The organism is Leisingera sp. ANG-DT, from assembly GCF_000813785.1.
GTDB lineage: Bacteria > Pseudomonadota > Alphaproteobacteria > Rhodobacterales > Rhodobacteraceae > Leisingera.
In genome coordinates this window covers 142,579-155,929 of record NZ_JWLE01000008.1, presented here as the reverse complement: position 1 = coordinate 155,929, position 13,351 = coordinate 142,579, and the positions used below count along the sequence as shown (strand labels likewise).

The window sequence follows — 13,351 nt, the reverse complement described above, 5'->3', positions numbered from 1 at the left end:
GATCGAGGAAATGCCTGAGCAGGATGAGGACGCCCTGGAAGAGACAAACCGCTGAGATGACCCGGGCCAAATTCCCTGGCCAAGGAATTTGCCAAAACTTTTGCGAAAAAGTTTGCCCGGCCCGCAGGGGCGTTTGCGGGGCAGAACTGCTCAGAGCAGCACACTGCCGGACATCTCCGGGTAATCCTCCTTGTCCGGTGTCGCCAGATAGTTCCGCACTGTCGGGTCTATCCGGGTGCTCCGCACCGGATAGACGCCGCAGGCGGCAATCGCCTCGCGTGCCGAGACCCGTTCATCCAGCCGTTTCCAGATTGCCTTGGCCGCATAGGGCCGCGGGAAGGGGCGCCAGGCCAACCCCATTGTCATGCCGCGCAGGTACTTCAGCTGCTGCCGGTGGGCGGAAAACAGGATGGTCTGTGCCACGCTGCCTTCATGGGCGCGCTCATGCTCGGTGATGAACAGCCGGTTTCCACGCTGGGTCACCATGCCTTCGTAGCGCGAGATTTGCCGGATGCTCTGCTCTGGATCATGAGCGATTTCCAGGTTGCGCGACAGGATAAACCCATCCTTTTCGTAGAAACGGGTCAGGGAGCAGAAGATCCCCTCACCCCAGGAGGGCGTCCGGAAATAGGCATGGTAAAAGCCCAGATAGCGCTTCAGATTGCGCTGCTGGCCGCGGAACGGCTCCAGGAAACTGTCGCTTGGACCCGGCGGCGACGAGCGCGCTGCATCGCTGAGCTGTGCCTCGAACTCCGCTTGCGGAGCAAACAGCCGCGCCTCCGGGATGTCGAAATAACGGGCAATCCGGCGCAAGTTGTGAGCCGCGGGCAGGCTGGAGCCGTTTAGGTAGCGGTTGAACTGCTGACGGTTGATTCCAACCTCGCGGCAGATCTGGGCAATGCTGCCGTGTTCGGCGCAGAGCGAACGCAGGTTTTCTGAAAAATTTTCGGACACCGCCCATTTCCTTTCGCAAAGTGACGCGGCTGTGATGCAAACCGCGCCGCTTCGCGCATGTTTGCACAATTCCACGTTCCGCGAAACAGGCGTCTTCTGGTGCCAAGCCGTCTGAGCCAGGGGAACCCGAATACCAGCAAAAAGGCCCGCCGGGGGCTGCCCCTGAGAGGTGCTTGCAGGCGGAGGAGCTCAGGCGGAGCTGATCTGATCCAAGGGAGGACACAATGAAGATCGAATGGACCAAGACGGCGCTGGGACGCCGCGGATTTCTGAAGGGCGCCACGGCGTTGGGGGCGGCGGCGGCGCTGCCGATGGGGCTGGGCGGCCGCGCCATGGCGGCAGAGGAAGGCACCCTGCGGGTGCGCTCCTACGGCGACATGCAAAGCATCGACCCGGCGTTTTCCAAAGGCGTGATCGACGAGGAAATCCATGCCTCGATCTACAACAAGCTGATCCAGTACAAGCCGGGCCGCGAATGGGACTGGCAGATGGATGCCGCCGCGATGATCGAGCAGGGCGACGAGACCCACATCAAGTTCGCGCTGCGTGACGACATCGGATTCACCAACGGTTTTGGCGCGATGACCGCCGAGGACGTGAAATTCAGCTTTGAGCGAATCGTGGACGAGGCGACCGACAGCCCCAACAAACCCGACATGGGCCCGCTGAGCCACGTGGAAGTGACCGGCGAGCGGGAAGGCACCATCGTGCTGAAGGAACCCTTTGCGCCGCTGTGGTCAATCGCGCTGCCCTATATCACCGGCAACATCGTGTCGAAGAAGGCCTGGGAGGCCGCGGGCGGCAAGGCAACCACCGATCCGCTGGCGGAATCCGGCCCCTATCTGCGCGACAGCTGGTCGCCCAAGGAAAAGACCGTGCTGAAGCGCAACCCCGACTGGAAGGGCGAAGCTCCCGCTTGGGACACCATCGAGATTCTGCCGATCGACGACGAGAACACCGCCGAAATCGCGTTTGAAGCCGGGGAACTGGATTTCACCCGTGTCTCGCTGGGCTCTGTCGAACGTTACCGCGCTGGTGTGCCCAATGGCGGCACGCTGCTGGAGTACCCGTCGCTATATTATGCATGGCTCGGCATGAACCTGGACCACCCCAAGCTGCAGAACAAGAAACTGCGCCAGGCGATCCAGCACGCGATTGATGTGCCCTCGGTCCTGGAAGCTGCCTATTTCGGTGCCGTCGAGCCCTCGACCGGCATCATCGCGCCGGGCCTGGCGGGCCACCGTCCGCAATCGCTGGTTCCACCGCAGGCCGATTTTGCCAAGGCGGCGGAGCTGCTGGCGGAATCCGGTGAAACCAACGTCACGCTGAAGCTCGACACACTGAACAAGACCACCTTCACCACCGCGGCCCAGGTGATCCAGGCGACGCTGGCGCAGATCGGCATCACGGTTGAGGTCAACGTGCTGGAATCCGGTGCCTTCTGGGCCAGCGCCGACAACGAGGATCTGCAGCTGGTGCTGAACCGCTACTCGATGACCCCGGACCCGTATTATGCGACCTCCTGGTTCACCACCGAACAGGTCGGCCACTGGAACTGGGAGCAGTTCAGCAACGACGAGTTCGACAAGATCCATGCCGAGGCCTCGCAGCTGACCGACCAGGCGAAACGAGACGAGATGTACCGGCGGGCACAGGATCTGATGGAGGAAAGCGGCGCCTACCGCTTCCTGACCCATGAGGCGACGCCGGTGATCCACTCGGCTGGCGTGGTGCCGGCGCTGCGGCCCGACGGGCTGGCACTGCTGCGCTACTTCGGCAAGGCCTGACACTCCCCGCAGGCCCGGTCCTCCCCCCGGGCCTGACCTGGCACGGCTGCAATATGCGGCGCAGCCGTGCCGTTTTCATCCGCACAGCGAAGACAAGGGAGCCATGCGGCCATGTTACTTTATGCAATCCGGCGGTTCGGGCTGGCACTGCTGATCCTGATCGTGGCGGTCACCGTCATGTTCCTGATGATCCGCGCCGTGCCCGGCGATCCGGTCCAGATCATGCTGGGCCCGCGCGCCACGCCAGAGCTGCAGGCGCGGCTGACGGCGGAACTGGCGCTGGACCAGCCTATCTGGAAACAGCTGCTGATCTTCTACGGCAACCTGATGCAAGGCGACCTGGGGATCGACGTGTTCTCGGGCCGCTCGGTGACGGCCATTGTCTTTGAACAGCTGCCGCACACCCTGTGGCTGATCCTGGGGTCAATCGCCTGGTCCGCCACTCTGGGCATCGCGCTTGGCGCCTATGCTGCCGCGCACCCCAATACGCTGATCGACAGGATTACCGCGGCCATTTCGGTGAGCTTCGTTGCCGCGCCCGCCTTTGTGGTCGCGCTGCTATCGCTGCTGATCTTTGCGGTGAACCTGCAATGGTTCCCGGCCATCGGTGCAGGCGAGGGTTTCTGGGGCCGTCTTGACCACCTGGTGCTGCCCGCCTTTGCCATCGGCCTCAGCTGGGTCGGCTATATCGCCCGGCTGGTGCGCGCCTCGATGCTGGAGGTAATGGGCGAGAGCCACATCCGCACCGCCCGCGCCTTTGGCATTCATGAACGCCGGGTGGTGATGGTCTATGCGCTGCGCATCGCCATCCTGCCGGTGGTCACGGTGATCGGCGTCGGCATGGGTTTCCTTTTGTCCTCTGCCGTCTTTGCCGAAATCGTCTTTGCCCGCCCCGGCCTTGGCAAGCTGGTGATCGACAGCATCACCACCCGCAACTACCCGATCGTGATGGGATCGGTGCTGATCTCCACCGGCTTGTTTGTGGTATCCACCGCGCTGGCCGACCTGATCAACGCCTGGCTCGATCCCCGCGCCCGCACGGCAGCATAAGGAGGGCGTGAGATATGGCAAAATCCCGTTCTGAACTGGGCCAGATCATCCACGGCGTCGCCCGCGACCCGCTGGGGCTGATGGGGCTGATCATCGTCGGCACCATCGTGTTCTGCGCCATCTTCGCCTATTGGATCGTGCCCTTCGATCCGGTTGGCATGAACATCAAGGACCGGCTGCAGGGACCGTCGTGGACCCATCTTCTGGGCACCGACCAGCTGGGCCGCGATACGTTTTCCCGCGTGATTGCAGGCGGCCAGGTGGCGCTGCAGGTCGCGTTGCCGGCTGTCTTCGGCGCCATGGCCATCGGCCTGACGCTGGGCATGATCGCTGGCTACGGGCCGAAATGGCTCGACAACCTGCTGATGCTGTTCTTTGACACCATCCGTTCTTTCCCCACCGTGATGTTCGCGCTGGCGGTGGTCGCGTTGGTGGGGCCAAGCCTGCAAACTGTGGTGTTTGTGGTGATGGCAACCTCGATCCCGACCTATGGCCGGGTGGCGCGGACCCAGACGCTGACCTTGCGCAATTCAGAGTTCATCCTGGCCGAACGCTCCATGGGTGCCAGCATGAAGCGTATTCTGGGCGTGCACATGCTGCCCAATATCGTCGGCGTTCTGGCGGTGCTGGCGGCGATGGACATCCCCACCGTGATCGCGCTGGAGGCGGGGCTCTCCTTCCTTGGCCTCGGGGTGAAACCGCCGACCCCCAGCTGGGGGGCGCTTTTGAAGGACGGCTATTCGCTGATCCGCCAGACCCCCTGGCTGGTGGTGGGCGGCGGGCTGCCAATCATCCTGGCAACCCTTGGCTTCACCTTCCTGGGCGAATCCCTGCGCGATGTGGTCGACCCGAAACTGAGGAAACAGCGATGACCGAGACACTTCTGGAAATCGACCGCCTCAGCGTCGATTACGAGACCGCCCGCGGCGATCTGAAAGCCTTGCGCGACATATCCTTTGACATCCGCAAGGGCGAGATTGTCGGCATCGTCGGCGAGTCCGGCTGCGGCAAGTCCACCCTGATCTCCTCGATCCTGCGGCTGACCGCGCCGAACACCCGGTTCCGCCAGGGCGAGGTGAGGTTCAAGGGCCAGGACCTGTTGCAGCTGCCTGAACGCAAGATGCGGGATTTGCGCGGTGCCGACATCTCCATCGTGTTTCAGGACCCGATGCAGACCCACAACCCGGTGCTGTCCATCGGCCAGCAGATGCTGGACATCCAGCACCGCTCCAAGGCCTCCAAGGCGGAGAAGCGGGCGCGCGCGGCGCAGATGCTGGGCGCGGTGGGTATTCCTGACCCTGAGGCGCGCCTCAACCAGTTCCCGCATGAATTCTCCGGCGGGATGCGGCAGCGGATTGCCATTGCCATGGCGCTGATGTCGGAACCCGACCTCTTGATCGCGGATGAGCCGACCACCGCGCTGGATGCCACGCTGGAGGTGCAGATCATCGAACGGCTGAAGGAGCTTCAGCAGGAGCTCAACTGCGCCATCCTGTTCATCTCGCACCATCTGGGCGTGATTGCCGAGCTCTGCGACCGGGTGGTGGTGATGTATGCGGGCGCTGTGGTCGAAAGCGGCGATGTGCGCGAGATTTTCCACGATCCGAAGCACCCCTATACCCGCCGTCTGATCGACTGCGACCCGGGCCATATCAAGGAACGCGCCCGCGTGCTGCCCACCATCCCGGGCGAGGTGCCGGACCTCGCGAACCTGCCTGGCGGCTGCATCTTCCGCGACCGCTGTGACCAGGCGATGCCGCGCTGCGCGGCGGAGGTGCCGCCGCTTGAACAGCTGAAACAGGGCCACCACGCCGCCTGCTGGCTGAACCACAAGGAGGCCGCCCAATGACCCTGCTGGATCTGAAGGACCTCAAGACCAGCTATGGCCCGGTCAATGTGCTGGCCGGTGTCAGCTTCACCGTCGAGCCGGGCGAAACCTATGCGCTGGTGGGTGAGAGCGGTTCCGGCAAGACCACGGTGATCCGCGCCATTGCCGGTCTGGCCCCGGCGCAGGAAGGGTCGGTCAAATTCGAGGGCCGCGAAATCCGCGGCGCCTCGGAACGCGAGCTGCGCCCGCTGCGCAAGGACATCGCAATGATGTTCCAGGATCCGGTCGGCTCGCTGTCGCCGCGGCTGACCATCGGCAGCCTGATCACCGAACCCTATCGCATCCAGGGCATGAAGGACCGCGATCTGGACGCCGAGGCCAGGCGCCTGCTGGAGATGGTGAACCTGCCTGCGCATTTTGCCGACCGCTATCCCTATCAGCTGTCCGGAGGGCAGGCGCGGCGGGTGGGCGTGGCCCGCGCGCTGGCGCTGGAGCCGAAGCTGATCCTGGCGGATGAACCCACCGCGGGGCTCGACGTGTCGGTGCAGGGAGAGCTTCTGAACCTGATGAACGACCTGCGCGAACGGCTGGGGCTGGCGATGGTGATCATCACCCACAACCTGAACGTCGTGCGCCATGTGGCCGACCGGATGGGCATCATGTACCTTGGCCGGCTGGTCGAGGAAGGCACCACCGAGGCCATCTTCAAGGAGCCGCGCCATCCCTATACCCGCTGCCTCTTGTCCGCGAACCCGGAACCCGACCCCGACGCCCGGCTGGAGCGCATCGCGCTGAAAGGCGAGCCGCCCAGCCTGCTGCGCCGCCCCAAAGGCTGCGAATTCCGCGAACGCTGCCCGTTTGCCCAGGAGATCTGCATTCAAACCCCGCAATGGGAGGTCGCAAACGGCCACGGGTTGCGCTGCCTGGCACCCTTGGGCTGAAGGCCTTTCGCTCGAAACCTCTCAACATCTGAAAGACCATGACCAGCACATTGTATTTCAACGGCGCTGTCCTGACGATGGACGCGGCCGATTCCTGCACCCAGGCGGTGCTGACCGAAGGCGAAGTCATCCGCGCTGTTGGCGCTGAGGCGGACCTGCGCGCGCGGATGCCTGCGGGCACCGATGAGGTGGATTTGAGGGGCCAGACCCTGATCCCCGCCTTCATCGACCCGCACGGGCATTTTCCCGATCCCGGCTTCATCCGGCTGTTCCGGGTCAACCTGGCCTCTGCCCCCAGCGGCGACTGCCCGGATATCCCAACCGCGCTGGACCGGCTGCGGGCCAAGACAGCCGAAACCCCTGCCGGGGAATGGGTGATGGGGGTGCTGTTCGACAACACCGCGATTGCCGAAGGCCGGATGCCGACACGCGCCGAGCTGGACAGTGTCTCAACTGAGCATCCCGTCTGGGTCATTCATGCCTCCGGCCACAACGGCGCTGCCAATTCGCTGGCGCTGGAGCGCCGCGGCGTCAACCGGGACACGCCCGATCCCTTGGGCGGGCGTTTCGGGCGCGACCCGGACACCGGCGCGCTGACCGGGCTGATCGAAGGCCTGTCAGCGATGGGGGAGATGGGCGATACCGATTTCCTGATCGACCGCGACCGCTTCTGGGCCGGGTTCGACAGCTGCCGCGACGAGTACTTGGCGTATGGCGTCACCTACGCCCAGAACGCCTGGGCCACACGGCAGATGCTGGAGCATTTCGCCTCGCTGCCTGCTGATCAGGATCCCGGCTACGACCTGATGCTGCTGCCGATCGGAGAACTAGAGCCGGAGCTGAGCCGCGGCCCCGATGCGCTGGACTGGCCCGGAAATCCGCATTTCACACTTGGCCCGCGCAAGCTGTTCACCGATGGGGCGTTCCAGTTGCAGACCGCATTGCTCAGCGCGCCTTATCACAAGCCGGTGGACCCGGCGCACCCCTGCGGGATGTCATACGCGGATGCCGCCGAACACCGGGCGGAGGTCCAAAAGCTGCACGACCTGGGTTTTCAAATCCACTGCCACTGCAACGGCGACGCAGGCGCGCAGATGTTCATTGATGCAGTGGCCGCCGCGCTGGAGGCCAACCCCCGCGAAGATCACCGCCACACCATCATCCACGGGCAAGCCTTGCGCGACGACCAATTGCAGCAGATGGCAAAGCTTGGCATCACCGTCAGCTTCTTCCCGGCGCATGTGCATTTCTGGGGCGACCGCCATTACGACACCTTCCTGGGGCCGGAGCGGGCAGAGCGGATTTCCCCCTGCGCCTCCGCTGAACGGTTTGGCGTGCGCTACACCATCCACAACGACGCCTCCGTAACGCCGACGCGACCCATCCACCTGGCCCATTGCGCGGTGAACCGGCTGACCGCCAGCGGGCGGCGGCTTGGTGAGGCACAGCGGATCAGCGCCCTGTCGGCCCTGCGCGCCCAGACCATCGACGCCGCTTGGCAAGTCTTCCAGGAAAACACCCGTGGCTCCATCGAAGCGGGCAAGCTGGCGGATTTCGCGGTGCTGAACCGCAATCCGCTGGAGGACCCGGACCAGATCGAGACCACCACAGTCACCCGCACCATCCGCCGCGGGCAAACCGTTTGGGCGCAGGAGCAGTGATAATGCAGGCCAAGCCGCGGATCGCCATTGCAGGCTTTCAGCATGAAACCAATTGCTTCGGCACCACCAAGGCCGGGCTGGCAGAATTCGAGATGGCGGATTCCTGGCCAGCCATGCTGCAAGGTGAGCAAGTGATCCGCGAAACCCGCGGCATGAACCTGCCCATCGCAGGCTTTGCCGAGGCCGCAGCGGGGGCTGGGATGGACCTCGTCCCCATCCTGTGGTGCGCAGCGGAGCCGTCAGCGCATGTCACCGATGAGGCCTTTGAAACCGTCTGTGCCAAAATTCTGGACGGCCTGCGCGCCGCAGGCCCGCTTGATGGCATTTTCCTGGAACTGCACGGCGCCATGGTGACCGAAAGCCACCCCGACGGCGAAGGGGAATTGCTAGACCGGGTGCGCGCTTGGGCCGGGCCGGATCTGCCCATCGTGGTCAGCCTCGACCTTCACGCCAATATCTCTGCGGCGTCGGTGGAACGGGCCGATTACATCGCCATCTACCGCACCTATCCGCATCTCGACATGGCGGAAACCGGCGCCCGCTGTGTACCGGTGCTGCAGCACCTTCTGGCGGGCGACAGGCTGCACAAGGCTTTCCGGCAGATGGACTGCCTGATCCCGCTGCATGCGCAATACACCACCGCCACACCTGCGCGGGAGCTTTATGCCGCGCTGCCGCCTCTGGAGCAGGCGGGCGTGCTGGCGGACATCGCGCTGGGGTTCACCGCAGCGGATTTCCCGGATACGCGGCCCTCTTGCGTGGCCTATGCCCGGACTTCTGGCGCCGCGGCACAAGCCGCGGACCATATCGCCAGGCTGTTTACCGAGCTGGAACCGCAGTTCAGCCACCCGATGCTGACGCCACAGCAAGCGGCGGAGATTGCCTGCCAGCCGCGCGCAGGCATGCCGATTGTGCTGGCGGATGTGCAGGACAATCCGGGCGCAGGCGGCACCTCTGACACCACCGGACTGCTGGCGGCACTGGCGCAGGCAGATGCGCAGGGCGTTCTGATGGGACTGTTCCATGATCCCGCAACCGCCGCCGCGGCGCATGAAGCCGGGCAGGGCGGCATCTTCCGCACAGCACTTGGCGGACGCTCAGGCGCAGAAGGCGACCAGCCGTTTGAAGCAAAGTTCGAGGTTCTGGCACTTGGCGATGGCCGCTGCCGCTATAGCGGTGAGATGTATGGCGGCGGAGTAGCGGAGCTGGGTTCCGCAGCGGCGCTGCGGCTGCATGGGACAAGCGCAGACATCACCCTGGTTGTTACCAGCATCCGCAACCAATGCCTCGACTTGGCGCATTTCACCCATATCGGGCTGGCCCCGGCGGCCTTCAGCACGGTCTGCGTGAAAAGCACTGCCCATTTCCGCGCTGACTTTGAGCCCATTGCCAGCGCCGTTTTTCCGGTAGCGGCCCCGGGCGTGTTTCCCTGTGATCTGGGCGGGTTCCCGTACAAGAACCTGCACCCGGACGTCAGAACCATCCCTGCAAAGGGCTGACACCTGTTGCAGGGATGGTCTTTGCAGGCGGCCAGGGGAAACCGCCTGCGGGGAGGATCAGTCCTCGTCCTCGCCGTTCTGGTAGGGCACCACCAGCGTCGGGATCTGCGAGCGGCGCAGCACCCGTTTGGCCACAGTGCCCAGAAACGTATGGGAGAACCCGTGGTCATGGGCCCCCAGCACGATCAGGTCGCACCCTAACTCGACCGAACGGCGCAGGATCACCTCTGCCGGGTGGCCGTCGGTCACCTCGACAGAGGTGACCTGATCGCGGATCTTGGCCTCGTCGCCTTCAAAAGATGCCCAGAACCGCGCCTGCCGCTCGGCCAGCATCTGCTTGACCATCTCATGCCGCCGTTTGGCCGCGGATTTGCGGGTTTCATCGTTCAGCACGAACATCTCAAACGTGATGCGCGCATCCTCTGAGATCGGCTCATTCACATGCAGCACGTGGATCTCCGCTCCTGTCGCATGCGCTAGGCTGGCCGCATGGCGCAGCGCCAAGGTAGAGTTGTGCGACAGGTCGGTGGCAAACAGGATGTTTGTGATCATCGGTTTCATGCCAGTCTCCTTTCAGATCAGTAGCCGAACAGCCGCGGCAGCCACAGCGAGATTTCCGGGAAGAAGGCGATGATGAAGATCGCAATCGTGTTCACAGCCGCAAAGGGCAGGGCCCGCAGCGAAATCGTCTCAATCGAGATGTTCGAGATGCCAGAGGCAATGAACAGGTTCTCCCCCAAAGGCGGCGTCTGGAAGCCGATGCCCAAGGTGCAGACCATCACCACGCCAAAGTGGATCGGGTCGATGCCCACAGAATAGGCCACCGGCAGCATCACCGGCACCAGGATCAGGATGGTTGCCAGCGTCTCCATGAACATGCCGACAAAAAGCAGGAAGAAGATGATCAGCGCCCAGATCACATAGAGATTCTGAGTAAAGCTCAGCATGCTGTCAGCAATCATTGCCGGGATCTGGTTTTCCACCAGCAGGCGGCCGAACACCGTCGCCGTGAACAGGATCAGCAGCACCCGCCCTGTCAGCCAGGTCGTGGCCTCCAGCGATTGGAACAGCGACGACCAGGTCAGTTCGCGGTAAATGAAGACACCGATCACAAGGGTATAGAAGATCGCCACGATGGCCGCTTCGGTCGGGGTGAAGAAGCCAGTGTAGATACCGCCCAGGATTACCAGCGGCGCCATCAGCGACCAGAACCCGCGGTACATCTCACAGCCGACATTGCGGATCGACCAGCCGTCGGCAGAACCCTTGTAGCCGCGCTTCTTTGACATGAAGAAGTTCAGGATCAAAAGGCTGGTGGCAATCAGGAAGGCTGGCACGAACCCTGCGATGAACAGCTTGGAGATCGAGACCGACTGGAAGGTGCCGAATTTCTCCACCGCCTCCGGCGGCGGCGCCATGCCCAGGGCTGCGATACCAAAGATCACCATCGGGATCGACGGCGGGATGATGATGCCCAGACCGCCGGAGGACGCCGTGACCGCAGAAGCATAACCCTTCTCATAGCCCCGGTTGATCATTGCCGGGATCATCAGCATACCAACCGCCGCCGTGGTGGCAGGACCAGAGCCGGAGATTGCGCCAAAGAACAGGCAGGCCATCACGGTGGCCGCTGAAATGCCGCCGGTGAATGGCCCGGCCAGGCTTTCGGCCACGTTAATGAGCCGTTTGGATATCCCCGCAGCCTCCATCAACGCGCCTGCCAGAATGAATGCAGGCAGCGCCATCAGCGGGAAGGAGCCGACAGATGTAAAGGCGATCTGCACGAATTTGATTGGGTTTTCATCCAGATAGAGGAACGACAGCAGCGACGATACCCCCAGCGCGACGGTGATAGGCGCACCCAAAAGCAGCAGCAGCAGAAAGGATCCAAACAGGATCGTGACGATTTCGGTTTCCATAGTCCTGTCCCTTCCCGGTTACGTGCGCTTGTCCACGCCAGCGGCGGCCTTGATTTCATCAAGGTCGATCTGGTCTGGATCATGGATATCTTCGCCGCGGATCAGCTTGCGGTAATTCACCTGCAAAATGCGGATCGTCATCAGCGCAAAGGCAATGGGCAGCACCATGTAGATGTATTTCATCTCAATGCCCAAGGTCTGCGACTTCCAGAACTTGTTCATCTTGTTGAAGACGAAATCGGTGGCCAGCCACAGGAAATAGCAGTTGAAGAACAGCCAGAAGAGGTCGGCAAAGGCCTCAATGTACTTGATCCAGCCCGCAGGCAGGAACTTGAACTGGAAGGTGACCCGGTTATGCGCGCCTTTCAGCGCTGCATAGCTGGCACCAAAGTAGACGAACCAGACGAACATATAGACCGACAGCTCTTCGATCCATGAAAACGAATGGCCGAACACCTCGCGCGAAACGATCTGCACAAACAGCAGAATGACAAAGCCGGACAGCAATATTCGGCAGATATAGCTTTCTATATTGTCCAGGAATTTCCAGAACATGATGCACTCCTCCCCTGTGCAAAGCAGCGCCGCGGCGCTGCTTCGTTATTTTTATAGGTCTGTCAGAGTCTTATTGAACCGGATCACGGCCAATGGTGGTCAGCACGGTGTTCAGCTTCTCGACACCGCCGATGGAGTCATAGAACTGCGGCCAGACTGCCTCGGTCGCCAGCTTGATAAACTCGGCTTCGTCGTTTGCCGGATCATCGATCTGCATGCCTTTGGCCAGCAGTTCTTCTTTGATCTGGGCCTCGATGTCGCGCAGGAACTGAGCCGACTTCACGGTCGCTTCCTTGCCCGCCTCGATCAGGATCTGCTGGTCTTCTTCGGACAGGTCCTGGAACACTGCCTCAGACACGATCAGCGGCTCGATCGAGAAGATGTAGCGCAGGTTGGTCACATATTCCTGCACTTCGTAGAACTTCATCGCGTTGATGGTGGTGTAGGGGTTGTCCTGGCCGTCAACAACCTTGGTCTGCAGGCCGGTGAAAGTCTCGGACCAGGCCATCGGAGTCGGGTTGATGCCCCAGGACTTGTAGGTCTCGATCATGATTTCGTTCTTGGGAACGCGGATGACCAGATCCTGCAGGTCAGCCACGGTGGTGACCGGCTTCTTGGAGTTGGTCAGACGGCGGAAGCCGGTGTAGGTCCAGGCCAGGATACGCACGCCGGCGTCCCGGATGGTGTTTTCGGTCAGCTCCTGGCCGATCGGGCCCTGGGTCAGCTTTTCCGCATCTTCCAGCGACAGGATCACATAAGGCAGGGTGAACACGCCGACGGTCGGCGAGAACGGCGTGACGTTGTTGATTGCCAGCAGCGACATGTCCAAGGTGCCGATTGCGGCCTCGTTCACGGTGTCCTGCTCAGAGCCCAACTGGCCGTTCAGGAACATGGTGCCGGTGTGCTTGCCGCCGGATTTTTCTTCCAGCGCCTCGATAAAGAACTTGCCGGTGCCTTCTTGCGAGCTGCCAGCGCCGTCACCCACGGCGATCTTGAAGTTCTTGGCGGAAACAGCGCCGGTGGTCAGCATTGCGGCAGCAGAAACGGCCGCAGTCAGCGTGCAGACCTTCTTGAGAAATGACATAACTTCCTCCCGTATTGTCATCTTGGGTCCCAAGGTCCGGGGCGGCGCGCCCTCCACAGCACATCTGCCAGCC

The 13,351-nt window shown here is 62.6% G+C and carries 12 protein-coding genes; 7 read left to right on the top strand and 5 right to left on the bottom strand.

Features of this window, described 5'->3' with window-relative positions; translation table 11 throughout:
- Positions 1-150 precede the first annotated feature (150 nt).
- Complete coding sequence (locus RA21_RS10245; RefSeq protein WP_019294588.1) at positions 151-954, bottom strand: helix-turn-helix transcriptional regulator; 804 nt, start codon at positions 952-954, stop codon at positions 151-153.
- Positions 955-1,178: 224 nt separating this feature from the next.
- Between RA21_RS10245 and RA21_RS10240 the strand changes: the two genes are divergently transcribed.
- The 7 genes from RA21_RS10240 to RA21_RS10210 all read left to right on the top strand — a co-directional run bounded on the left by RA21_RS10240 (position 1,179) and on the right by RA21_RS10210 (position 9,720).
- Positions 1,179-2,741 (top strand): ABC transporter substrate-binding protein, encoded by a 1,563-nt coding sequence (locus RA21_RS10240; RefSeq protein WP_039148454.1) that lies wholly within the window; start codon positions 1,179-1,181, stop codon positions 2,739-2,741.
- A 111-nt stretch (positions 2,742-2,852) separates the two neighbouring features.
- Complete coding sequence (locus RA21_RS10235; protein WP_019294590.1) at positions 2,853-3,791, top strand: ABC transporter permease; 939 nt, start codon at positions 2,853-2,855, stop codon at positions 3,789-3,791.
- Positions 3,792-3,805: 14 nt separating this feature from the next.
- Positions 3,806-4,663, top strand: a complete 858-nt coding sequence (locus tag RA21_RS10230) for an ABC transporter permease (protein ID WP_019294591.1) — start codon at positions 3,806-3,808, stop codon at positions 4,661-4,663.
- Positions 4,660-5,640, top strand: a complete 981-nt coding sequence (locus RA21_RS10225) for an ABC transporter ATP-binding protein (RefSeq protein WP_039148451.1) — start codon at positions 4,660-4,662, stop codon at positions 5,638-5,640. Before RA21_RS10230 ends, RA21_RS10225 begins: the two co-directional genes overlap by 4 nt.
- Positions 5,637-6,560 (top strand): oligopeptide/dipeptide ABC transporter ATP-binding protein, encoded by a 924-nt coding sequence (locus RA21_RS10220; RefSeq protein WP_039148448.1) that lies wholly within the window; start codon positions 5,637-5,639, stop codon positions 6,558-6,560. Before RA21_RS10225 ends, RA21_RS10220 begins: the two co-directional genes overlap by 4 nt.
- Positions 6,561-6,598: 38 nt before the next feature.
- On the top strand, positions 6,599-8,221 hold the full coding sequence (locus RA21_RS10215; protein ID WP_039148445.1) for an amidohydrolase: 1,623 nt from the start codon (positions 6,599-6,601) through the stop codon (positions 8,219-8,221).
- Positions 8,222-8,223: 2 nt separating this feature from the next.
- Positions 8,224-9,720, top strand: coding sequence for a M81 family metallopeptidase (locus RA21_RS10210; protein ID WP_039148442.1), 1,497 nt, complete (start codon positions 8,224-8,226; stop codon positions 9,718-9,720).
- Between the two features lie 57 nt (positions 9,721-9,777).
- Here the strand turns inward: RA21_RS10210 and RA21_RS10205 are convergent, their stop codons facing one another.
- From RA21_RS10205 to RA21_RS10190, 4 genes are all read right to left on the bottom strand, one after another.
- On the bottom strand, positions 9,778-10,281 hold the full coding sequence (locus RA21_RS10205; RefSeq protein ID WP_019294596.1) for a universal stress protein: 504 nt from the start codon (positions 10,279-10,281) through the stop codon (positions 9,778-9,780).
- Positions 10,282-10,298: 17 nt separating this feature from the next.
- On the bottom strand, positions 10,299-11,639 hold the full coding sequence (locus RA21_RS10200) for a TRAP transporter large permease (protein WP_019294597.1): 1,341 nt from the start codon (positions 11,637-11,639) through the stop codon (positions 10,299-10,301).
- A gap of 18 nt (positions 11,640-11,657) precedes the next feature.
- Positions 11,658-12,194, bottom strand: a complete 537-nt coding sequence (locus RA21_RS10195) for a TRAP transporter small permease (RefSeq protein WP_039148440.1) — start codon at positions 12,192-12,194, stop codon at positions 11,658-11,660.
- Positions 12,195-12,264: 70 nt separating this feature from the next.
- Positions 12,265-13,278: a TRAP transporter substrate-binding protein gene (locus RA21_RS10190; protein ID WP_019294599.1), complete on the bottom strand. Its 1,014-nt coding sequence runs from the start codon at positions 13,276-13,278 to the stop codon at positions 12,265-12,267.
- Between the last annotated feature and the right edge of the window lie 73 nt (positions 13,279-13,351).